The 21,115-nt window shown below is 60.6% G+C and carries 18 protein-coding genes; 10 read left to right on the top strand and 8 right to left on the bottom strand.

Annotated features, from left to right (window positions below):
- Positions 1-255: 255 nt before the first annotated feature.
- The 3 genes from CXU21_RS09775 to CXU21_RS09765 are packed head-to-tail and all read left to right on the top strand — an operon-like array spanning position 256 to position 2,890.
- Positions 256-1,302 carry an energy-coupling factor ABC transporter permease gene (locus tag CXU21_RS09775; RefSeq protein WP_102725883.1) on the top strand — a complete coding sequence of 349 codons (1,047 nt, stop codon included), beginning with the start codon at positions 256-258 and terminating at the stop codon, positions 1,300-1,302.
- An 8-nt stretch (positions 1,303-1,310) separates the two neighbouring features.
- A complete protein-coding gene (gene cbiQ / locus CXU21_RS09770; protein WP_102725882.1) occupies positions 1,311-2,123 on the top strand; it encodes a cobalt ECF transporter T component CbiQ in 813 nt (270 codons plus the stop codon).
- A complete protein-coding gene (locus tag CXU21_RS09765; RefSeq protein ID WP_102725881.1) occupies positions 2,120-2,890 on the top strand; it encodes an energy-coupling factor ABC transporter ATP-binding protein in 771 nt (256 codons plus the stop codon). Before cbiQ ends, CXU21_RS09765 begins: the two co-directional genes overlap by 4 nt.
- Before the next feature lie 9 nt (positions 2,891-2,899).
- Here CXU21_RS09765 and CXU21_RS09760 read toward each other — a convergent pair whose 3' ends face one another.
- From CXU21_RS09760 to ispE, 3 genes are all read right to left on the bottom strand, one after another.
- Complete coding sequence (locus tag CXU21_RS09760; protein WP_102725880.1) at positions 2,900-4,885, bottom strand: ATP-dependent DNA helicase; 1,986 nt, start codon at positions 4,883-4,885, stop codon at positions 2,900-2,902.
- Positions 4,886-4,901: 16 nt separating this feature from the next.
- Entirely contained in the window at positions 4,902-5,468 is a 567-nt protein-coding gene (locus tag CXU21_RS09755; protein WP_102725879.1) for a hypothetical protein, read from the bottom strand.
- A 63-nt stretch (positions 5,469-5,531) separates the two neighbouring features.
- Positions 5,532-6,380: a 4-(cytidine 5'-diphospho)-2-C-methyl-D-erythritol kinase gene (gene ispE, locus CXU21_RS09750; RefSeq protein WP_102715396.1), complete on the bottom strand. Its 849-nt coding sequence runs from the start codon at positions 6,378-6,380 to the stop codon at positions 5,532-5,534.
- 125 nt (positions 6,381-6,505) lie between these two features.
- Between ispE and CXU21_RS09745 the strand changes: the two genes are divergently transcribed.
- The 4 genes from CXU21_RS09745 to ruvX are packed head-to-tail and all read left to right on the top strand — an operon-like array spanning position 6,506 to position 10,600.
- Positions 6,506-8,347 (top strand): DNA topoisomerase IV subunit B, encoded by a 1,842-nt coding sequence (locus tag CXU21_RS09745; RefSeq protein WP_102716017.1) that lies wholly within the window; start codon positions 6,506-6,508, stop codon positions 8,345-8,347.
- Between the two features lie 22 nt (positions 8,348-8,369).
- The gene (locus tag CXU21_RS09740; protein WP_102715394.1) at positions 8,370-9,086 is read left to right on the top strand and encodes an isoprenyl transferase; all 717 of its coding nucleotides are present in this window, start codon (positions 8,370-8,372) and stop codon (positions 9,084-9,086) included.
- A gap of 33 nt (positions 9,087-9,119) precedes the next feature.
- Entirely contained in the window at positions 9,120-10,178 is a 1,059-nt protein-coding gene (locus tag CXU21_RS09735) for a mannose-1-phosphate guanylyltransferase (RefSeq protein WP_102725878.1), read from the top strand.
- Entirely contained in the window at positions 10,175-10,600 is a 426-nt protein-coding gene (ruvX, locus tag CXU21_RS09730) for a Holliday junction resolvase RuvX (RefSeq protein ID WP_102715390.1), read from the top strand. The genes CXU21_RS09735 and ruvX overlap by 4 nt, the downstream gene beginning before the upstream one ends.
- Positions 10,601-10,638: 38 nt before the next feature.
- Here ruvX and CXU21_RS09725 read toward each other — a convergent pair whose 3' ends face one another.
- Both CXU21_RS09725 and CXU21_RS09720 read right to left on the bottom strand, forming a co-directional pair.
- On the bottom strand, positions 10,639-11,163 hold the full coding sequence (locus tag CXU21_RS09725; protein ID WP_180972762.1) for a DUF3592 domain-containing protein: 525 nt from the start codon (positions 11,161-11,163) through the stop codon (positions 10,639-10,641).
- Positions 11,164-11,183: 20 nt separating this feature from the next.
- Positions 11,184-12,185, bottom strand: a complete 1,002-nt coding sequence (locus CXU21_RS09720; RefSeq protein WP_102725876.1) for an MDR family NADPH-dependent oxidoreductase — start codon at positions 12,183-12,185, stop codon at positions 11,184-11,186.
- Positions 12,186-12,550: 365 nt separating this feature from the next.
- On the opposite strand from CXU21_RS09720, the gene rpmB reads away from it, so the two are divergent.
- Both rpmB and CXU21_RS09710 read left to right on the top strand, forming a co-directional pair.
- On the top strand, positions 12,551-12,814 hold the full coding sequence (gene rpmB / locus CXU21_RS09715) for a 50S ribosomal protein L28 (RefSeq protein ID WP_012420229.1): 264 nt from the start codon (positions 12,551-12,553) through the stop codon (positions 12,812-12,814).
- Positions 12,815-13,011: 197 nt separating this feature from the next.
- Positions 13,012-13,236: a hypothetical protein gene (locus tag CXU21_RS09710; RefSeq protein ID WP_012420228.1), complete on the top strand. Its 225-nt coding sequence runs from the start codon at positions 13,012-13,014 to the stop codon at positions 13,234-13,236.
- A gap of 92 nt (positions 13,237-13,328) precedes the next feature.
- On the opposite strand, the gene CXU21_RS09705 is transcribed toward CXU21_RS09710, so the two are convergent.
- Both CXU21_RS09705 and CXU21_RS09700 read right to left on the bottom strand, forming a co-directional pair.
- Complete coding sequence (locus tag CXU21_RS09705; RefSeq protein WP_146017045.1) at positions 13,329-14,930, bottom strand: glycoside hydrolase family 27 protein; 1,602 nt, start codon at positions 14,928-14,930, stop codon at positions 13,329-13,331.
- A gap of 105 nt (positions 14,931-15,035) precedes the next feature.
- Entirely contained in the window at positions 15,036-16,052 is a 1,017-nt protein-coding gene (locus CXU21_RS09700; RefSeq protein ID WP_180972761.1) for an FAD:protein FMN transferase, read from the bottom strand.
- A gap of 189 nt (positions 16,053-16,241) precedes the next feature.
- On the opposite strand from CXU21_RS09700, the gene CXU21_RS09695 reads away from it, so the two are divergent.
- Complete coding sequence (locus CXU21_RS09695; RefSeq protein ID WP_102725873.1) at positions 16,242-19,616, top strand: DUF3472 domain-containing protein; 3,375 nt, start codon at positions 16,242-16,244, stop codon at positions 19,614-19,616.
- A gap of 240 nt (positions 19,617-19,856) precedes the next feature.
- Here the strand turns inward: CXU21_RS09695 and CXU21_RS09690 are convergent, their stop codons facing one another.
- The gene (locus CXU21_RS09690; protein ID WP_102725872.1) at positions 19,857-21,098 is read right to left on the bottom strand and encodes an LL-diaminopimelate aminotransferase; all 1,242 of its coding nucleotides are present in this window, start codon (positions 21,096-21,098) and stop codon (positions 19,857-19,859) included.
- Between the last annotated feature and the right edge of the window lie 17 nt (positions 21,099-21,115).

The raw sequence follows: 21,115 nt of genomic DNA, 5'->3' as shown, positions 1-21,115 counted from the left end.
ACGCCCGATCCGTCCATGTTCCCGGCGCTGCCCTGGGCGGTACACGCCCTCCCTCTCATGGAAAGCCGTCATTCCCGGGAATAAAACCCTCCGTTCCCTCCTCCTGGAAAAGTCCGGGCGGTGCAGAAAAATACTTCTTCCCGGAACGCATTTCCTTCTTCGGCCTGGCGGCGTTTGTGCTAAAGTGGCGTCAATCTCCCCGGTCCGGGCCTTTACCAATACTTCACTTCATCCAATTAGAAAGACACAAACATCATGCATATGGCGGACGGCTTCATTTCACCGGCGGTAGGCTGCACCATGTGGGCGGCTTCCGCCGCGGTCACGGCGCTCTGCGCGCGCAAGGTCAGGCAGGAAAAGGAAGTGCGGCTCGTGCCGCTCATGGGCGTGCTGGGGGCCTTCATCTTCGCCTGCCAGATGCTGAACTTCACCATCCCGGGCACCGGGTCCAGCGGCCATCTGGGCGGCGGCCTCATTCTTGCGGTTCTGCTGGGCCCGTACGCGGGCTTCCTGGTCATGGCGGCCATCCTGGCGGTGCAGGCCCTTTTCTTTGCGGACGGAGGACTGCTGGCCCTGGGGTGCAACATCTTCAACATGGGCTTCTTCTCCTGCCTGGTGGCCTATCCCTTCATTTACAGGCCGCTTGCCGGAAAAACCCCGGGCACGGGGCGCATCACGCTCGCCAGCATCACCGCCGCCGTCATTGGGCTCCAGCTCGGCGCCTTCTCCGTAGTTCTGGAAACGACGGCCTCCGGCATTTCCGCCCTGCCCTTCGCCCAGTTCGTGGAACTGATGCTGCCCATCCATCTGGCGATCGGCATTGTGGAAGGGCTTGCCACGGCAGCCATAATCATCTTCATCAGCAAGGCCCAGCCCTCCCTGCTGCGCCCGGAGGATCTGGAAACGGGCCCGGTCAAAAAAGCCTCCTTCACCGTCCTGGGCATCTTTGCGGTAGCGGCCCTGCTCTGCGGGGCGGCCCTCTCCTGGTTCGCCTCCGCCTATCCGGACGGCCTGGAATGGTCCGTAGCGGGCGTCACCGGGTCTGAAGAAACCACCCTGGCGGAACCTTCCTCCCTCCACCGCAGCCTGGAATCCGTACAGGAATCCACCGCCATCATGCCGGATTACGCCCTCCCCGCCGGGGAGGATACGGCATCCTCCGGAGAAACGGGGGAATCCTCCTCCATCGTCAATCCTGAAACGAGCCTGGCCGGCGTTCTGGGAAGCGTCATCATCGCGACCGTCATCTTTGGCGCCGGCTTCCTCTTTGGCAGAAAGCCGCACGGCCACTGCCCCCGCTGACCCCTGCCATGGCCCTATTCACGGACGCCGCGCGGCACTTCCGCCAGATGGACCGGTTTTCCTGCGGAAACACGGACTTCCACCGTCTGGACGCACGCATTAAAATCGTGGCCTTCCTCGTCTTTCAAATCTGCGTGCTCTCCTGGCCTCCGCAGGAAATCACGGGGCTGCTGCCCTTCTTCCTGTTCCCGGTCTGCGTCATCCGCATGGCTGGGCTTCCCCTGGGATACCTGCTGAAGCGTACCCTGTGGCTGCTGCCCGTCGCCGTCATGATCGGCATCTTCAATCCGCTGGTGGACAGGACGCCCGCAGGGGAATGGTTCGGCATTCCCGTCACCCGGGGCATGATCTCCTTCATCTCCATCATCCTGCGGTGCATGCTCACCATCCTGGGGGCCTTCACGCTGCTGGCCGCTACGGGCTTTGCCCCGCTGTGCCGCGGCTTAAGGCAGCTTGGCGTGCCGCGCATCCTGATCACGCTCCTGGCCTTCCTGTACCGGTACGCCTTCATCCTGATGGATGAATTCCAGAACATGCTGATGGCGTTCCGTTCCCGGCGGGGCGGCTCCGGTTCCGTCCCCCTCTCCACCTGGGGGGCCATGACCGGGCAGCTCCTGCTGCGCACCTTCGGGCGCGCGGAACGCATTTACCAGGCCGTCCTGTGCAGAGGCGGGGAAGACCCCGAATTCGTCAGCACCCCCGGCGTCATCACCGGGCGCGGCGTGGCGGGCGGCCTCCTCTTCTGCGCCCTCGTCATCCTGTTCCGCTGCTTTAACATCACCATGCTGGCGGGCCAGTGCGCCCGCAGCCTCCTCTCATGAGCCACCACCTTGTAGAAACCATTGACCTGTGCTTCAGCTACCCGGATTCTCCTCCGGCGCTGAACCGCGTCTCCCTGCGCATCACCCACGGGGAATCCGTTGCCGTCGTCGGCGGGAACGGAGCGGGAAAATCCACCCTGCTCCTGCACCTCAACGGCCTGCTGGAGCCCTCCTCCGGCCAGGTGCGGGTGGGAGACATCCCCGTGACGCCTAAAACCGTCGCCCGCGTCCGGGAAAGCGTGGGGATGGTGTTCCAGCAGGCGGACGACCAGCTTTTCATGCCCACGGTCCGGGAAGACGTGGCCTTCGGCCCGCTCAACATGGGCCTCCCTCCGGAAGAAGTCAGCCGCCGCGTGCGGCAGGCCTTGCGGGACGTCCATGCGGAGGCCCTGGCGGACAAGATGACCCACCACCTCTCCGGCGGGGAAAAACGCGCCGTATCCATCGCCACCGTCCTCTCCATGAGTCCGGACATCCTGGTGCTGGACGAGCCCAGCGCGAACCTGGACCCCGCTTCACGCCGCACGCTCATCAGCCTGCTGCGCCAGTTCTCCCACACCAAGATCATCGCCACGCACGATCTGGACATGGTCATGGACCTGTGCACGCGCTGCATCGTGATGAAAGACGGCTCTATTCTGGCGGACGCCCCCGTCCCGGACATTTTTGCGGACTGCGCCCTGCTGGAGGAAGCTCGCCTGGAACAGCCCCTCAGCTACCGCCTGATGCAGTACGGCAGGGAACAGGAAAACTCCGGCCAGCCTTAAGAAAAAACCTCACACGAATTCCAGCCGGGCATCCGGCAGGGAGTTGATGAACCGCGCCCCGTACCTCTTGGTGGCTACGCGCGGGTCCAGAATCACCACCATGCCGGAATCGCTTTTCGTGCGGATCAGCCGCCCCACCCCCTGCCGCAGCTTCAGAATGGCTACGGGCACGGAATACTCGTAAAACGGATTCCCCCCGCGCGCCTTGATGCTCTCAAAGCGGGATTCCACCAGCGGGTGGTCCGGCACCTCAAACGGCAGGCGCGTCACGATCACGTTGGAAAGGGCCTCTCCGGGCACGTCCACCCCGGTCCAGAAACTGTCCGTGCCGAAGAGCACGCTGTTCACATCCTTCCGGAACGCCTCCAGCATGGCGTGCCGCTGCATGTCCTGCCCCTGCACGTACAGCGTCCACCCCTGCTCCTCGCAGAACGGGCGCACCTTCTCCGCCACCTGCACCATCAGCCGGTAGCTGGTGAACAGCACAAAGGCCCTGCCGCGAGACTCCGCGAGATACCTTTTAATCCACTCCGGCAGCACTTCCGCATACTCCGGCTGGTCCGGCTCCGGCATGGAGCGGGCCACAATCAGCCGCATCTGCTCCCGGTAATTGAACGGACTGCCTATCTGGAGCTTCCGGACGCTTTCCGCGCCCACGCGCCCCGCAAAGTAACTCATGTCCGCATCCCCCGTGCCCAGTGTGGCGGAAGTCAGAACAGCGGAACGCCCGGCGGAAAACAGGCGCTCCCTCAGAATATCCCCCACCTCTACGGGAGCGGAGCACACGCTCATGCTCCTGCCCTCCGGCCCGGACCGCTCCGCCCAGTACACGTGCCCCTCCTCCGTCATATCCATCAGCACCTTCAGGGAGGCCTGCGCCTCCTCCATCCGGGCGGCCATGTCCGCCAGCTCGTCCTTCACGGCCACGTTCTCCTCCTGCCTGGCGGCTTCCCGTTTCAGCTCCCCCACCAGCTCCGCCAGAGGGAGGGAAAGAATGTCCTGGGACCACTCCGGCCGGAGAATGCGGACAATCTTGCCGGAACCTGCAAACCCCAGGTCATCCCGCGCATTCTGGAAAAACAGGTCCGACGCGTCAATCACCTCCTGCACGCACTGGAACAAGGCCGCATTATTCAGCGGTTTCAGCAGCCCCTTGCGCGTGCGCGGATTAAACATGCGCAGCAGTTCATAATTCAAATGCGGCTGGGACAACTGCACGCCCAACTGCTTGGCGGCAATGTTCTCAATCATGTGGGCCTCATCCAGAACCACGAAATCACCGGGGAAAACGAACCCCGCCTCCTCGGAATCCTCCGCCTGGGCCATCAGGCCGAAAAACAGGGTGTGGTTCAGCACCACCACCTTGGCCTCCAGCACCCTCTTGCGGGCCACCTGGTACGGGCAGGAGGGGCCGCAATGGCGCATGCTGCACGCATGGGGTTCACTGCACACCATGGCCCACACCTTGGGAGAGGGGCGGAACGTCATGTCGCTCAGGGTGCCGTCCTGCGTTCTCAGCGCCCAGTCCTGGATCCGCTTCAGCTCCGCGGCCTCCCCCTGCGTAAACAGGGAATCCATCTGGGACAGAGCGCGCCGCAGGCGGGTATGGCACAGGTAATTCTGCCTGCCTTTCAGCAGGGCGGCGGAAAAATCAATCCCCAGGGCGGAGCGGAGCAAAGGAATATCCTTATTGAACAACTGCTCCTGTAAATTGATCGTGTGCGTGGAAATGACCGCTTTCCGGTCAAAATCCAGCGCAAACTTCACCGCCGGGAGCAGGTAGCCCAGGGACTTGCCCACGCCCGTACCGGCCTCCACCAGCAGCGGGGCGTCCACCTGGAGCGCCCTGGCCACAGCCAGGGCCATGCTCTGCTGCTCCGCACGGTATTCAAAATCCCTGGCGCGGGAGAACAGGCCGTCCCGGGCAAATGCCCGGTGGACATAAGCCTCAAAGGCGCTAACGCCTTCCCCTTCATCTGCCCCGGCGCCATTCATACGGGAATGCATTCCCCTACTGGCCCACGGGAAGCTGGCGGGAGGAAACCGGCGGCAGGTTCACCTTTTCCGGCAGGTCATAGAACATGGAGCGCAGGGCATTCGCATTCATCTTGGAAGCATCGATGAACGTCCAGGGCCCCTTATCCTTCAAATCCTTCACCAGCACCAGAACGCCTGTATTTTCTATCTTTACGGGCACCCCGTCCGGACGCTTCATGGAAATGACCATCCGCGTGGGGAGCACCACCAGCACCTCGTCTCCATTCTTCACCAGATGTTCCGCCGTGGGATTGCCGATCTCATACGTCTCCACCACCATGCCGCGCTCTTTCATCACGGCGGCGGCGGCCTGCATCTTTTCCCTCATGGTCGTCATGAAAGCGGCCTCCCCGCCGGGGAAGGAAGAAACAAGCTGCTTCTTCATGGGCGCGTACATTTTCTCAATCATCCACATCATGTCCCCCGTCTTCACCGCTCCGGAAAGCTCACGGGCGGCCTGGACCGCGCTGGCTCCATATTCACCGGCCTGGACGGCGCACGCAGCCGCGAGGACCACGCCTGCAAACAAACTCTTAATCATGGCTGGAGTGTAACGGCATGCCTCCCCCGCCGTCAAGGCAACGCCGCCTGCGGAAACATGTTTTTACCGGATGCCCCGCTGCATCACGCGGCCTGTCCACATCCACAGGGTGGGATCCAGCTCCCGGGCGGCATCCTCCATCAGCCTGCGGGCCGCTACCGCGTCCTCCGTCACGGCGAACATGGTGGAGCCGGAGCCGGACATCATGGCGCCGCGCACGCCGGGCCTTTCCAGCAGCCAGCTCTTCATTTCCGCCAGAAACAGATGCTTCTCGAACACGGGCCTTTCCAGATCATTCACCAGCACATGGCCGTCCACCCGCTGCTCACCGTACGGTATGCCCGGCAATTCCCCTGAACCTGCCCAGCGGCGGTAGGCGTCCGGAGTGGAAACGCCGAAGGACGGTTTCAGCAGCACCACCTGGGGCCGCCACTCCCTCCATTCCGGCAGGGGTTCCACCTTCTCCCCGCGTCCGGTGCAGCGGCACGCCGCGCCGTAAATGAAAAATCCCACGTCGGAACCGATCTCCCCGGCCAGCTCCGCCAGGCGTTCCGGAGGCAAGCCCCCGTGTTCCAGTTCATTCAGGACGGAAAGCACGCACGCGGCGTCACTGCTGCCCCCGCCCAGCCCCGCGCCATGGGGTACGTTCTTGACCAGGCGCACATGCCACGGCATGGGCCGCCCCAGCTCCCGCTCCATCAGGCGGCCCGCTTTCATGACCAGGTTGCTCTCATCCAGCGGAACGCCCGGAGCGTCGCAGCTCATCTCCAGCGCCCCCGCCGGGGAAAACTCCAGCACGTCGCACAATTCCAGGGGAACCATCACGGTATCCACTTCATGGAAGCCGTCCGGCCTCTTTCCCAGAACGCGGAGGGAAACATTCACCTTGCACGGAGCGCTGCAGCTGATCATACGTCATGGATTCCACCAAGGGACGGCCTCCGGGTCAAGCCCCCATTGGGCGCAAATGGGCGGACACGCATTTTTTCTTCGCAAATTCCGGGGGCCCCGCTATAATAGGCGCGACCCCGCTGCACATGGCCTACGACGAAAACAGCATTAAAACCCTGGACTGGAGGGAGCACATCCGCATGCGTCCGGGGATGTACATCGGCAAACTGGGCGACGGCACCTCTCCGGACGACGGCATTTACGTCCTGCTGAAGGAAGTTATCGACAACTCGATTGACGAATTCGTCATGGGCTACGGCAAGAAAATCACGATTGACGTGACTCCGGACGGCCTGTGCGAGGTGCGCGACTTCGGCCGCGGCATTCCCCTGGGCAAACTGCTGGACTGCGCCGCCAAGATTAATACCGGAGCCAAGTACGACAGCGACGCCTTCAAGAAATCCGTGGGTCTCAACGGCGTGGGCATCAAGGCGGTCAACGCCCTTTCCGACTTCTTTGAAATCCAGGCCTACCGGGACGGGGAAACCCGCTCCTACCAGTTCTGCCGCGGGGAGGAAATCCCCAGGGGGCGGAAGGACGGCGCCACGGAGGAACCCAACGGCACGCGCACGGCGTTCCATGCGGATGCGGACATTTTCCCGGTAAACACGCAGTTCCGTCCGGAATACATTGAAAAAATGTGCCGGTACTACTCCTACCTCAACAAGGGGCTGGCCCTGCACTACAACGGACGCCGCTACGTCTCCAAAAACGGCCTTCTGGACCTGCTCACGGAGGCCATGAGCGAGGAGCCGCTGTACCCCATCATCCACCTGGAAGGGCATGACATCGAGGTGGCCTTCACCCATGGCGGCCAGTACGGGGAAGAGCACTACTCCTTTGTCAACGGGCAGCATACCACGCAGGGGGGCACGCACCAGGCGGCTTTCCGGGAAGCCATCGTCAAAACGCTGAGGGACTTTTACAAAAAGAACTATGAGGCCGGGGACATCCGCTCCTCCCTCGTGGCCGCCATCTCCATCAAGGTGAAGGAACCCGTCTTTGAATCCCAGACCAAGACCAAGCTGGGATCCAACACCATCAGCCCGGAGGGGGAAACCATCCGCACCTTCGTAGGCAACTTCATTGCCAGAGAGCTGGACAACTACCTGCACAAGAATCCGGAAACGGCCAAAGCGCTGGAAGCCAAGATCAAGGACTCCGAACGCGACCGCAAGGAACTCTCCGGCATCCAGAAGCTGGCGCGTGAAAACGCCCGCAAGGCAAAAATCCATAACAAGAACCTCCGGGACTGCCGCGTGCACTACAACTCCAAGCACGCCCGCGCGGGGGAAACCACCCTGTTCATCACGGAAGGCATCTCCGCCTCCGGCTCCATCACCACAGCGCGCGACGCGGAAATCCAGGCGGTCTTCTCCCTGCGGGGCAAGCCCCTGAACTCCTTCGGCATGAGCCGCAAGGTCGTCTATGAAAACGAGGAATTCAACTTCCTCCAGCATGCCCTGAACATTGAAAACGGGCTGGAAGACCTGCGCTATGACAAAGTGGTCATCGCCACGGACGCCGATGACGACGGCATGCACATCCGCATCCTGCTGATGACCTTCTTCATCCAATTCTTCCCGGAACTGATCCGGGAGGGCCACCTCTTCATCCTTCAAACGCCCCTCTTCCGCGTGCGCAACAAGCAGCAGACCATTTACTGCTACTCGGACGCGGAACGGGAAGCGGCCATCGCCCTGCTGGGGAAAAACCCGGAAATTACCCGTTTCAAGGGTCTTGGGGAAATCTCCCCCCAGGAATTCAAAGCCTTCATCGGGGACGGAATGCGCCTGGACCGCGTGCGTCTGGAAGATTCCCACAAGGTGAAAGACCTCCTTTCCTTCTACATGGGGAAAAATACGCGCGAAAGGCAGGAATACATCCTGAAAAACTTGCGTGTTGAACTGGACCCGGTCATGGACTAGAGTAGCGGAGCCACATCTATCTATGCTTACCATTCCCAAGGAAAAACTGCCGGTTCATATTGCCTGCATCATGGACGGCAACGGGCGCTGGGCTCACAGCCGCCATCTGCCGCGCCAGGCAGGGCACCGTGCGGGGGCGGATACCGTGGAACACTGCGTGGACTTCTGCATTGACCACGGCATTCCCTGGCTTACCCTTTACGCCTTTTCCTCGGAAAACTGGAACCGCCCGAAAATGGAAGTTCATGCCCTGATGATCCTCCTGCATGAGTTCCTGAAAAAACGCCTCAGCCAGATGCAGGAAAAAGGCGTACGCCTCCGTGCCATCGGAGACATCTCCCGCCTGCCCAAACGCACCCAGAAGCTGCTTCAATCCAGCATGGAGGCCACCAGGGAAAACACCAGGCTCAACCTGGTTCTGGCCCTCTCCTACGGCAGCAGGGCGGAAATCACCGGCGCCGCCAGAAAAATTGCGGAAAAAGCCGCCCGGGGGGAACTCCACCCGGACCAAGTCACGGAAGACCTCTTCAACCAGCACCTGGACACCGCCGGCATGCCGGAACCGGACCTGCTCATCCGCACCTCCGGGGAAATGCGCGTCTCCAACTTCCTGCTCTGGCAGATCAGTTATTCGGAACTCTATGTGACAGACACGCTGTGGCCGGACTTCAGCGACCGGGACATGGAAGCCGCCCTGCTGGACTATTCCCGCAGAAAGCGCCGCTTCGGCGCGCTCTGACCTCTTCTTAGAACCTATCCTTACGGAATCGCCATGAACCAATACGCTCTCATTTTAGCCGGCGGAAGCGGCACCCGTTTCTGGCCGCTTTCACGGGACCACCGCCCCAAGCAGCTCCTGAACATGTTCGGAGAAGGAACCCTCCTCCGCCAGGCCATCGACAGGCTGGACGGCCTGGTGCCCCGGCAGAACATCTTCATCCTGACCAACCACCTTCAGGAAGCGGAAGTGCGCCGGCAGGCCCCGGACATCCCCGCAAGCAACATCATCTCCGAGCCCGTGCGCCGGGACACCGCCCCCGCCATCGCCCTGGGCATCGGCCTCATCAAGGCGGCGGACCCGCACGGAGTCATGCTCGTCATCCCCTCGGACCAGCTCATTCAGGACCAGGCGGCCTTCCGCTCCCTGATGAAAGCCGCCATGGATACGGCGGCCCGGGAAAAGGCGCTCGTCACCGTGGGCATCAAGCCCACCTGGCCGTGCCCCTCCTACGGCTACATTGAACGCGGGGAGGAAACAGGCTCCGCTCCGGGATGCTCCTGCCGGGAAGTCGTCCAGTTCCGGGAAAAGCCGGACACGGCTACAGCCGCCGCCTACCTGGACCAGGGGAACTTCTGCTGGAATGCCGGCATGTTCGTCTGGAGCATTCCCACCGTGTGCGAGCAGCTTGACAAGCACTGCCCGGAGCTGGCCTCCTTCGTGGAACACATCGCGGAATCCCCGGACAAGCAGGAAACCCTCCGTGAGGAATTCCCGGAACTCACGCCCATCTCCATTGACTTCGCGCTGATGGAAAACGCGGACCGGGTGCTGAACTTTGAAGCCACCTTTGACTGGGATGACGTAGGCTCATGGATCTCCGTAGCCAACTATCTGGAAGACCACAGCCGGAACAGCGCCAACACGGACCTTACCGTGCAGGACGCCTCCGGAAACATCGTCTTTTCCCAGCGCGGGGACAAGCACGTGGCCCTGCTGGGCGTGGAAAACCTGATCGTCGTGGAGACGGCGGACGCCATCCTCATTGCGGATAAAAACAAGGCGGACGAAATTAAAAAAATCGTCAACCAGCTCCCGGACGATCTCAGATGACTCCCCAGCATCCGGCCCTGGGCATTGACTACGGAGAAGCCCGCATCGGCATAGCCGCTACGGACCCCGTAGGAATCATGGCCCATCCCGTGGAAACCATCCACAGGCACAAAACGGACGGCGTCACCCGCATCGTCCAGCTCGTGCAGGAGCGGGGAATCCGCACCCTGGTGCTGGGCATCCCCGTGCGCATGGACGGCACGGAAGGAACCGCCGCCGCCAAGGTCCGCGCCTTCGGCAAGGAACTGGCCGCCGCACTTCCCGGCCTGCCGATGATATTCATGGACGAATGCCTTACGACCGTCATCGCCCAGGAAAAACTGCACGCCGCCGGGAAAAAGGAAAAAAGCTTCCGCCCCATCATCGACCAGGTGGCCGCCGTGGAAATCCTCAGCACATGGCTTGATTCCACGCTTGGCTGAAACGGCAAACGGCGCCGTGCCGCGGCGCAATCCCTGCTTTACGCGCCTACGGAACTCCGTACGTCCCTCTTCCTCAGCAGGACCGTTCCTCCGGCAAGCAGAAACGCCATCAGCCACAGGGCCCCGCGCGTTTCCGGCCACCAGATGAAGCTGTCCGCCACACGGGCGTCTTCCGGACGTTCCGGCGGGTAGCAGACCGTCACCCGGTCCCCCCGGGAATAGGCAGACCAGAATAGAAAGGCTGGAGACTGGAACACCACTTCCCCCTCCCCGGTCTGCGGCAGGAACCGCACTTCCGGCGCCCATATGTCCAGAGAGGGACCGGACGTCCCCATGGCCCGCGAACGGCTCCACAACTTCACCGTATCCTCCGTGATGTTCCGCACCGTCCCCTCCGTACACAGGCCCTTCCGGGCAAAGCGGCTCTTTTCCAGAAAAAAATCACCGGCCTGCCACATGGAATAAAGGCTCAGCCCCGCCATCACCCAGGCCAGCAGCCAATACCACCCGAACCACGGAACGCTGAAAAAATCCCTCCAGCGTTCCGCAGTCTGGGAAAACAAATGTTCTTTCCCCTCCCGCATCAGGCACGGTCCATGCTCAATACCACCTTGCCGCTGCGGAACTCTTCCTGGGCCTTTTCCACGGCCTGGCGCACGTCGCTCAGCGGATAAACGGTATCCACGGCCTGCACCAGCCTGCCGTCCGCCATCAGGCGCGCCAGCTTGTCGTAAGCGGCCTCAATATCCGGAACCGGAGCATTCTTGAGCCACTGCGTCACCCACAGGCCCTCCAGCCTGATGCCCTTGAAAATCAGGAACCCGTTAGGCACCTTGATGCTCTTCCTGCTCATGGCGCCATACGTCACCATGCTGCCTCCGGGAGCCAGCATATCCATCAGGCGCAGGGCGCTTTCCCCGCCCACGGCATTGGAGGCCAGCACGGGTCTTCTCCCGTCCAGGCGGGCCAGCGTCTTCTTCACCACGTCCTCATCATCCTCTCCCACCACCAGGTCGGCCCCCAGGGCGGTCAGTTCATCCCTTAATTCATCCGGCCTTCTCACAAAATTCACCGTCTTGACGCCCATCTCGCGGGCCAGCTGGATAATGCACCTCCCCACGCCGGAATTGGCGGCGTTCTGCACCACCCAATCCCCCGGCACCAGGGACACAAACCCCTCCAGCATGCGCAGGGCCGTCAGGGGATTAACCTTCAGCATGGCGGCCTGGACCGGATCCACCTTCACGGGAAGCTTCATCACATTCACGGAGGGAACCGCCACATGCTCGCTCCAGGAACCCACGCCCCTCAGCAGAATCACCTCATCCCCCTTGCGGAAGCCCTCCGCGCGGGACTCTTCCACCACCCCGCAGCCTTCCAGCCCGGCGCGGGAATGGGGGAGCACGGGCTTCACGCCGTACACGCCCTGGACAAAGTTGATGTCCGCCGGATTAATGGGAGCGGCCTTCATCCGGATCAGGACTTCCTCTTCCGCTGGAACCGGCATGGGACCGGAAACATACTCCAGCACATCCTGGGGCTTCATGCTGCACTCGGAAAACTCTGCATAATGATTTTCATTCATGTTCACAATCTCTCACGGAGCATCCCCCCGTGCAAGCGCCGGGTACGTTTTACGCAGCCATACCGTTTCCGGGTCAATCAGGATCATTCCCGGATTCCTCCTTCAATAAAGGTCCGGAAGGCTCTGAAGGAAATAACGTTCCAAAAGGGACATTTAATCTCGCGGAAATTCGCGCGGCCGCCAGGCTCCACCTCAAAATTCCCTCCCTTCCCAGGTCCCGGCCGCCTCCGGGAACCGGATACGTTCTCCCGGCACGCCCCCGGGAGCCGCCCGAACAAATTCCGAGTCTTTTATCCGGTTATTCTTGACCTTAGGCGAAAATACGCTAGATTATCTCTCTCGTATTAACAATAACTTCGATTGCCATGTCCCGAATTTGCATCATCCGAGGCACCATGCCTCACAAAGGTCGTCGTATCCATCGCTCCGGTCTTGCCAAGAAAAAGGGCGGTATTGGTCGTCACGTCACTAAGACTGTCAATCGTACCGTTTTCCCCAATCTCCAGGAAAAACGCATCTGGGTTCCTGAACTGGGCCAGTTCGTTAAAATGAAGATTTCCGCCAAGGCGCTGCGTACGATTAACAAGAACGGTGCTTACAATACTCTTAAAAAGGTAGGTCTCCTGTAAAAAGATTCTTTTTTTGAACGTTGTTACACCACTTGAACTCTAAGGCTTCAACGAGGTGAGCAACTGAAAGAAAAGATGTCCAAAAAGACAAGGGATCATCTGCTTAAGTGAGGCACCTCCAAGTTGAAGGTTTTATTGAAACATTAATATACCAAAGGACGTAAATAAAGAGTCCACTACTGGAAAAGATCACACAGATGAAAGCCCAAACCAAAATCGCTCTGAGAATTAATGATGACAACCCCAACCATCACCTGTGGAACAACAGGGGGGTATGGTGGTGCCACGTTACGGTTCACAAGCCTGACTCAACGGCCGAACGCCTGAGATTCTCTCTGAAGACCCGTGACATCGAAAAAGCCCGCGCCCGCCGCGACAAGATTTTCGCCTCCATCCAGCAGCACTTCGGCATTGCCGCCTAAGTCCGCCAGGAGGTCAAGGCAAGTCACATCAAATCCTTTTAAAACCGTTCCGGTCATCCCGGAACGGTTCTTTTTTATCCTTATCCCGCTCATCAGTTCTTCTTGATGAACCGGAACATGGAAGCTCCGTGGCTGTTAAGCTCCACGGACATCTTCCCCTTCACCTCGCCCTGGTCGGCGCGCTTCCAGAGGTCGCGCACCTCATACGTATCCGGCAGGCCAAGTTCCCCCAGGTTCACGCTCAGAACGCCCCTGGCGCCTCCCGTATTGAAAAAGCCCGCCGCCACGGAGCCGTCGGACAGCTCCTTCGTCCAAACCTGGAAATCCCCCTGGTGCCACGCCTTGCGGGCCGGACGGGCCGCCGGGTCCTGGTCCACGGCAATCACCTCGTCATTCGTAAGAAGGCCCATCGTGAATGAATCAATGTTCTCCAGATCACAGGAAATAATCAGCGGAGCGGACAGCAGGGACCACAGGGTCACGTGCGTGTACTGCTCATCCGGAGAGAGCCGTGTCTGCACAAACGTGGTATTGGCATGATTGGGTTTCCCCAGCTTCCCGATCTGAAGAATATCCGGATCATTCCAATGCCCGGGGCGCATGTGCTTCTGCCAGCGTTCCTGGGAAAAACCTATCCTGCTGACGCTGCCCCAGTGGTCCTCTATATCCCCTGTAGTCCGCCACAGGTTGGCCTGCCTGGCCAGCCCCTCCGCCTGCTCATACGGAGCGGCGTTGGAAAGGCTCAGCACGATGTCCCGCCCGCTTGCGTCCAGCGCCTTGCGGATGCGTTCCGTCGTGGGCACATCGTTGGGGTTCCAGTCCACCTTCACATAATCAAACCCCCATTCCGCCCATTGCCTGGCGTCCCGGTCAAAAAACCACACGGGGCCCGTGCGGTCCGCCTTCCTCCGATGCACTCCCGGATAGCCGCCAAACACCTGGTTCTCCTGCTTGCGGTCCTTCTCCGGAATGGTCAGTTCCGTATAATCCCCCTTCTCGTTGGGCGCGCTGCCGCCGATGAATCCGGCGTACGTCCCCATCCACGGGGTTGAATAAATGCCTGCTTTCATTCCCATGGCATGGATGGCGCTGCACATGGCCTTCATGTCCGGAAAACGCTTGTTGGGCTGGATGGCGCCATTCTTCCCTCCGCGCACCCCCTGCCAGCAATCGTCAATGTTAATGTAATTCCAGCCATGGTTGGTCAATCCGAGTTTAACAAACAGCCGGGCCGTCTTGAGCACGTTGTCCTGCCCCACGGCCTCACTGAAGGAATACCAGCTGCTCCACCCCATGGGAGGCGTCAGGCAAAGCTCGTCCCCTACCTTCAGCACCCATTCCCCGGAATCCTTCCCAAGGCTGTTGGCCGCCTCCAGCGTGACCTTGTATTCTCCCCTCTTTGCGGGAGCCTTCCCCGTAATCAGGCCGCCCGGAGTCATCTTCAGCCCCGGAGGAAGTCCTGACGCCTGAATCTTCATGGGCCTTTCCCCGGAAACCGGAACCTGGAACAACACGCTGGAACCTGGCCTTGCCCCAAACACGCACGCTCCGTTGATGGAGGGCGCGGGAGACGTCTCAGGCGTCAGGCGCACTCCGGGTTCCGCGGCAGGATAAGGATTCGGAAATTCCGCGCCAGAGGTCGCGGAGACGGCAGCGCCCATCAGGGCGGAAATAAATAACGGGGAGATTTTCATGAACGTGATATGAGTGTCTACTAACAACGCCCCAGCCGTCCCCCTTCTTTCATGATGAATTTTTCTGCGGGACCCATGTGCGCCATACCCGTCTCCCGCGGAAAACTAGGAATCCAGGAAAGAACTTACCAGGGAAACTCCGGGCAGCCCCTCCGCCAGGGAACGGAAATCCTCTTCACTCATCACGCAGGCAGCCGTCGCCAGGGCATCCGCCATGGCTGCGGAAGGCGCCTGCACGCTCACCTGCCGCCCTTCGGTAACGCCCAGCCCCGTATGCGGGTCCAGCACGTGGGAATACTCCACTCCGCCAATCTTCACCATCTGGCAGGCATTCCCGGAGGTGGAAACGGCGGCATGACTCAACAGCAGCGTCCTTCCCTCCCCGTACCCGGCGTCCACCCGCAACCGCCATCCCTTCTCCCCGGGCGGGGGAGCTCCCGCCAGAACGTCGCTGGTACTGTCAATGAAGAAGGAAAGCACCCCTTTCCCCCTTAAAAGCTCCGCCATCCGGTCCACGGCAAACCCTTTGCCGATGCCTCCCAGGTCCACCCTCATTCCGGGAACCTTCTTGAGCGCCCCTCTCTTCCCCACGCACAGCTTTTCCCAACCGGAAGCCCGGCGTGCACATTCCAGCTCCTCACGGGATAGGAGAACGCCCCGGCGGCGGCTCTTCTTCCACAGGCGGATGCACGGCCCCAGCGTAAAATCGAAAGCGCCGTCCGTCAGGCGGGCATATTTCAGCGCCAGGAGCAGAACCTTTTTCAGCTCCGGGGATACGGGCACGGCAACGCCGCTCTCCGCTGCGTTAAATGCGGCCAGGGAGCTCTCCGCATCCATGGCGGACATCACCTTTTCCCAGTGAACGGCACAAGCCAGAGCCTCCGTGCAGGCTTTTTCCGTCTGTGCCGCGTCCATGCTTTCCCCGGGATAGGCCCGTACGGTAAACACCGTCCCCATGGCTGCGCCGCGGGCAGTCACCCTCCCGTCCGCGGCATGCATGCAGAAAAACGGCTTCAGCGGCGCGCCCTCCTTCTCCGCCCCGTGCGCACAGTCCATTCCCACGGCAATCAACAGGCATAACCAGCCTGCCGCAACAAAGAACTGCCTGAAAAAAGAACTCATGCGCAACTGAAGAATCATGTTTTAAAATTTACTCTGTACAAATAAACAGGGGCAAGGCCTGAATGCGTCCATATCTCCCGCTGACAGAACAGGAATGCCATTCCTGCATTTGAGGCTGGAACACCCTCCCCTTTTTATGATAAATGGAACGGTTCCACGTTTTTGCAAATTTCACCTTCTCCTGCCGCCATGACCAGATTTATCCTTTCCCTGTGGCTCCTGTTAACGCTTCCCGTCTCCGCCAGCTGGTACGGTGACGAAGTGAAGCCGGGATCCGACATCATCATGGTGGACCTGCTCTACCCCTACTGGCCGGAATCCACCTACTTTTCCTGCTGGAACCTGGACATGTTCCCCAAGGGCGGCTACTTCTATGCCGGTGTGGCGGCCAACGCCAACGACAACACGAACCTGGAAACCTACCGCCCGTCCACCGTATGGTCCTTCTGGCCAGCTCCGGTCTACGAAGGGCGCCAGGTGCGCAACGTGTACGTGAACCCGCACGTCTACGCCCAGCAATATGTGGGTGAAGGCGCTTCCGGAAAAGCCGGAGGACGCGACGTCCCGTGGATCAAGACCAAGCAGTGGTACACCATGCTCATGCGCACGTGGGGTGCGGATGAAGCCAAAAAGGAATGCTACGCCGGCTGGTGGATGAAAGACCAGTCCAGCAACCGTTGGCACCACATAGCCACCTTCCGCATCCCCTATGCGGCCACCGGCTTCAAGGGAAACGGCGGCTTTCTGGAGGACTTCGGGCACGGGGGCCGCAAGCAGCGGGAACTGTGGCGCGGCAAGGGCTTTTACCGGAACAACGGCGCCTGGGAAAAATGTGATACCGTTTCCATTAACGTGCCCAAGGAGGGAGGCATGAAATACAGCGGCTGGACGGTGCACCAAACGGAAAACGACTCCGTCCTGACCATGTCCTACACGGAAAACAGGCAATTCCCCAGAAACCTGGAACCGGGCCGCAAGCACACATTCAAGCTGAACCAGCCGGACAAGCCCGTGATGGACGCCATCGCGGCGGAAGGCAAGGCGCGCCACGACGGCAGCCAGGTGATCGTGGACTGGACGCTGGCGGAAACGTCCTCCCCCCAGTTCGGTTACAAGATAGAAGTCTTTGACAATCCGCAATACTCCGGAACGCCAGTCTACGCAGTGGAAGAACAAATCCCGCACGTGCGCACCAAAGCCGTCGCTCTGCCCCGGGACATTTCCCAATGCTTCGTCAGGCTCACCATCACGGACATCTTTGACCAGCAGAAAACCCTGAAACTCGCCAAGGCCGCCGCGGAAGCTCCCCTGAAAGGGCTGCCCGGCAAAAAAGACCTGTCCAGCGGACTGGAATACAAATACCTGGAAAACAAGGACGGATGGTCCAAACTGGCGGAACTGGACTTCTCCAAGCCGTTGCGGACCGGCGTCTCCCATGGATTTGACACGGCCCTGCGCGGGGCGAGGGAAGGACGCTTCGCCTTTGAATATGAAGGCTTCCTGGTCGTCCCACAGACGGGGGCCTACACCTTTGCCCTCCAAACCTGCGACGGAAGCCGCCTGGACATCGGCGGAAAAACCGTTATTGACAACGACGGACTGCACAGCACGTCGGAAAAGCGCGCCTCCGTCTTCCTGGAAAAAGGCGTTACGCCCATCAAGCTGACCTACTTCAAGAAAAAGCCGGAACACGAATTCACCGTGGCGTGGGTGGGCTGGCAGTACGGCAACCGCCCCATGGAGGAAATACCGCTCGCCAGCCTCATGCGTCCCAAACGGGCGGACATACCGGAAGCCAGGCTGGAAGTGGGAGGCAAGGGGCCGGAACGCGTGCTGAAAACAGCGGTCTCCTCCGGACGGGTGAACAAGGTGGAATACTATAACGGCGCCAAGCTGGTCGCCTCCGCGGACGCAGCCCCCTTCACCGCTCCCCTGATGCTCTTTGACGGGGAAAACAAACTGTGGGCGCGCGTCTTCTACAACGGTTCCCGCACGGTGGACACCCCCGTCGTTCCCGTCCATTCCCAGAGCCGCATCACCCCCGGCTGGGAAGCCATGCTGCGCGGGGAACCGGGGCTGCCCCATTCCATCAGCGGAACGGGAAACTCCTTCCGCTTCGTGGGGGAAGGGGAATACCTGGTCAACAGAAAAATCAAGGGGGACTTCATGCTGACGGCCCACATCAGCTCCATCAGCGACAAGGCGCTGGACACCGGGGACGACTGCTGGGCGGGCATCATGGTGCGCAAGGACGCCGGGGCCACCAACTACGATGATGAAATCGCCGTCTTCCGGACCGTGGGCCGCGGCCTCCGGTGCAGCGCGGACTTCAGCGACTACGGAACGGGCCGCCAATCCACCTTCACCCTGAACAAGGACCACTCCTGGGTGCGCATCATGCGGCGCGGCAATGAATTCACCTGCTTCACCTCCCCGGACATGAAAAAATGGGAAATGGGCATGCAGCGCATCATCCCGATGAAGGAGGAAGCCATCGCCGGCATCACGTTCAGGACCATTCCGGGCAAGGGCAAGGGCATCTTTTCCGCCGCCATGGACGGAATTTCCATCAAACCCGTCAAACTCCAGCCGCACAAGATAACCGCCGCCATGCCTGCCGGAAAAATCATCGGCTATTCCCTGCTCTCCCCGGAGCTGGCAGTAGCGCGCTACCGTTCCGGGGCGGACCTGCTGGAACGCAAAAACGGCACCTACGCCCGCAAGCCCCTTACACTGCCCAAGGGCGTCAAAACCGTCCGTTCCATGGCGCTTGCCGGGGACAAAATGTTCCTGCTGGCCCCGACCTCCCAGGGAGGAGCCCTGTTCAGCAGCAAGGATATGGGTAAAACGTGGACCGTCGCCAACCCGGATGTAAAAGTGGACCCGTCCCCCATCTCCTTCATTGCCGGGGAGCTCATCTCCGTCAATCCCCGGAATCCGCGGGAAATCATCGTCGGTTCGGACCGCGCCGGGTTATTCATGAGCACGGACGGCGGAGACACCTGGAACAACGTAGGCCTGGCGGGGGAACCCGTCACCAACGTCGGCTTCCATACGACCGCCCAGGGCAGGATCGGGGCCGTGACGGCGGACCGCAAGGCCAATACCAGCAAAATCTTCATCTCCACCAACAACGGGAAGAAATGGACCCAGAAAAATGAAGTGCAGGGAGCGGGCTTCCTGAGGCTGGTGTACGACACCCGCGCCGCAGACCAGCTCTACGTCTTCTCCACCCAGGGCGTGTACACCTCCTTCAATGACTGCCGCACCATGAACCGCGTGCTTCAGGGGCTGCCCGTCACGCAGCCTACGCTGGCGATCGACAGGCGCCGCCTGGACGATACCTTCATGCTCGCCGTCCCGCTGGACGGCAAAGGAGTGTACTCCAGCGAACGCAACGCCAGAAACTGGCAGAAGCGGTCGGACAAGGAAGACTGGGGCGCCGCCTTCAACCTGCTGATTGACACCGCGAACAACAAGCACATCACCCTGTACGCGGAAAAAGGCATCTATGAAAGCACGGACGAAGGCAAAACCTGGAAACAGGTTTACCCCGGCCATTAAGAATAAGGCAATTCCTGTGTCTCCGCATCCCCGGTCGGAAATCAAGCCCTGGTTTTAAAGGAAAGGCGGTTTTAGAAAAAACTCTCCGGCAATGGCAGGGAGGAGAGAGAATCTGCTGCAAAGGCCGGGGCATCCCCGCGCCCACCCTGCGCGGCGGAACGGGCATGGCGGAGCCGGGGTAATCTTCCAGTCCGCGGCGGTGGGCCGCAGCGGACTGGTTTCATTTAACGCGCCGCCTGCTTATCTGGCGAACAGGGAGTGAATGCGGCGGCAGACCTCATCCACGTTCTCCCGTGAATTGAACGCGGAAATGCGGAAGAACCCTTCCCCCCTGGAACCGAAACCGGAACCGGGCGTAATAACCACATTCGCCTCATACAGCATCTTGTCAAACATCTGCCAGCTATCCAGGCCGTCCGGGCACTGCACCCATACATACGGGGCGTTTTCCCCGCCCCACACGCGCATTCCCGCCTGGCGGCAGGCATTCAGCAGCAGTGCGGCATTCCCCAGGTAATGGCTGATCAGCACGGCGGTCTGCGCCATGCCTTCCAGCGTGAACAGGGCCGCGGCACCCCGCTGGACGATGTAGGAAGCGCCGTTGAACTTCGTGCTGGTGCGGCGGCTCCAGAGCTGGCTGATGAGAACCTTGTTTCCCCGGGAATCATGGCCGTGCAAGTCTTTGGGAATCACCACGTAGCCGCAGCGCACCCCTGTAAAGCCGCCCTGCTTGGAAAAGGAGCGGAACTCAATGGCACAGTCCCGCGCGCCGGGGATCTCAAAAATGGACCTGGGAACGGAGGAATCCTGAATAAAGGCCTCATACGCGGAATCATACAGGATGATGGCATGGTTCGCCCGGGCATACTCCACCCACTTCAGCAGTTCATTCCGGTTGGCGACGGCTCCCGTAGGATTGTTCGGGAAGCACAGGTAAATCAAATCCACATGTTCATCAGGCAGTTGGGGCACAAAATCATTCTCCGGCGTGCAGGGAAGATACACCAGCCCTTCATACGAACCGTCCGCGCCGGGATCCCCGGTATTGCCGGCCATCACATTGGTATCCACATACACGGGATAAACCGGGTCCGGCACGGCGATCTTGTTGCCCGGGCCGAAAATGTCCAGAATGTTGCCCGTATCACACTTGGCGCCGTCAGACACGTAAATCTCATCCACCTCCACATGTACGCCATGGGCCTGGAAGGCTTTTTTGGCAATCGCCTCCCTCAGCCAGAAATACCCCTGTTCCGGCCCGTAGCCGTGAAAACGCTCATGGCACGCCAGATCGTCCACCGCCTCATGCATGGCCTCAATGGCCGCCATGGGCAGAGGCTCCGTCACGTCTCCGATGCCGCAGCGGATCAGCCTTTTGGCCGCCTCCGGGTGGGACTCAATGAACGCATTCACGCGGCGCCCTATTTCCGGGAACAAATATCCCGCCTGCAGCTTGAGGAAGTTATCGTTAATATTAGGCATGGTTTTAATAGTAAGTG

It is taken from the genome of Akkermansia muciniphila, from assembly GCF_002884975.1.
Taxonomy (GTDB): Bacteria; Verrucomicrobiota; Verrucomicrobiia; order Verrucomicrobiales; family Akkermansiaceae; genus Akkermansia; species Akkermansia muciniphila_C.
Note: the sequence above shows the minus strand (reverse complement) of the source record. Positions and strands in the feature narration are given on the sequence as shown.

Bases quoted from the DNA above. Each gene is read 5' to 3' on its own strand.
- CXU21_RS09775 (WP_102725883.1), top strand. From the start codon at position 256: ATGCATATGGCGGACGGCTTCATTTCACCGGCGGTAGGCTGCACCATG.
- cbiQ (WP_102725882.1), top strand. From the start codon at position 1,311: ATGGCCCTATTCACGGACGCCGCGCGGCACTTCCGCCAGATGGACCGG.
- CXU21_RS09765 (WP_102725881.1), top strand. From the start codon at position 2,120: ATGAGCCACCACCTTGTAGAAACCATTGACCTGTGCTTCAGCTACCCG.
- CXU21_RS09760 (WP_102725880.1), bottom strand. From the start codon at position 4,885: ATGAATGGCGCCGGGGCAGATGAAGGGGAAGGCGTTAGCGCCTTTGAG.
- CXU21_RS09755 (WP_102725879.1), bottom strand. From the start codon at position 5,468: ATGATTAAGAGTTTGTTTGCAGGCGTGGTCCTCGCGGCTGCGTGCGCC.
- ispE (WP_102715396.1), bottom strand. From the start codon at position 6,380: ATGATCAGCTGCAGCGCTCCGTGCAAGGTGAATGTTTCCCTCCGCGTT.
- CXU21_RS09745 (WP_102716017.1), top strand. From the start codon at position 6,506: ATGGCCTACGACGAAAACAGCATTAAAACCCTGGACTGGAGGGAGCAC.
- CXU21_RS09740 (WP_102715394.1), top strand. From the start codon at position 8,370: ATGCTTACCATTCCCAAGGAAAAACTGCCGGTTCATATTGCCTGCATC.
- CXU21_RS09735 (WP_102725878.1), top strand. From the start codon at position 9,120: ATGAACCAATACGCTCTCATTTTAGCCGGCGGAAGCGGCACCCGTTTC.
- ruvX (WP_102715390.1), top strand. From the start codon at position 10,175: ATGACTCCCCAGCATCCGGCCCTGGGCATTGACTACGGAGAAGCCCGC.
- CXU21_RS09720 (WP_102725876.1), bottom strand. From the start codon at position 12,185: ATGAATGAAAATCATTATGCAGAGTTTTCCGAGTGCAGCATGAAGCCC.
- rpmB (WP_012420229.1), top strand. From the start codon at position 12,551: ATGTCCCGAATTTGCATCATCCGAGGCACCATGCCTCACAAAGGTCGT.
- CXU21_RS09710 (WP_012420228.1), top strand. From the start codon at position 13,012: ATGAAAGCCCAAACCAAAATCGCTCTGAGAATTAATGATGACAACCCC.
- CXU21_RS09705 (WP_146017045.1), bottom strand. From the start codon at position 14,930: ATGAAAATCTCCCCGTTATTTATTTCCGCCCTGATGGGCGCTGCCGTC.
- CXU21_RS09700 (WP_180972761.1), bottom strand. From the start codon at position 16,052: ATGAGTTCTTTTTTCAGGCAGTTCTTTGTTGCGGCAGGCTGGTTATGC.
- CXU21_RS09695 (WP_102725873.1), top strand. From the start codon at position 16,242: ATGACCAGATTTATCCTTTCCCTGTGGCTCCTGTTAACGCTTCCCGTC.
- CXU21_RS09690 (WP_102725872.1), bottom strand. From the start codon at position 21,098: ATGCCTAATATTAACGATAACTTCCTCAAGCTGCAGGCGGGATATTTG.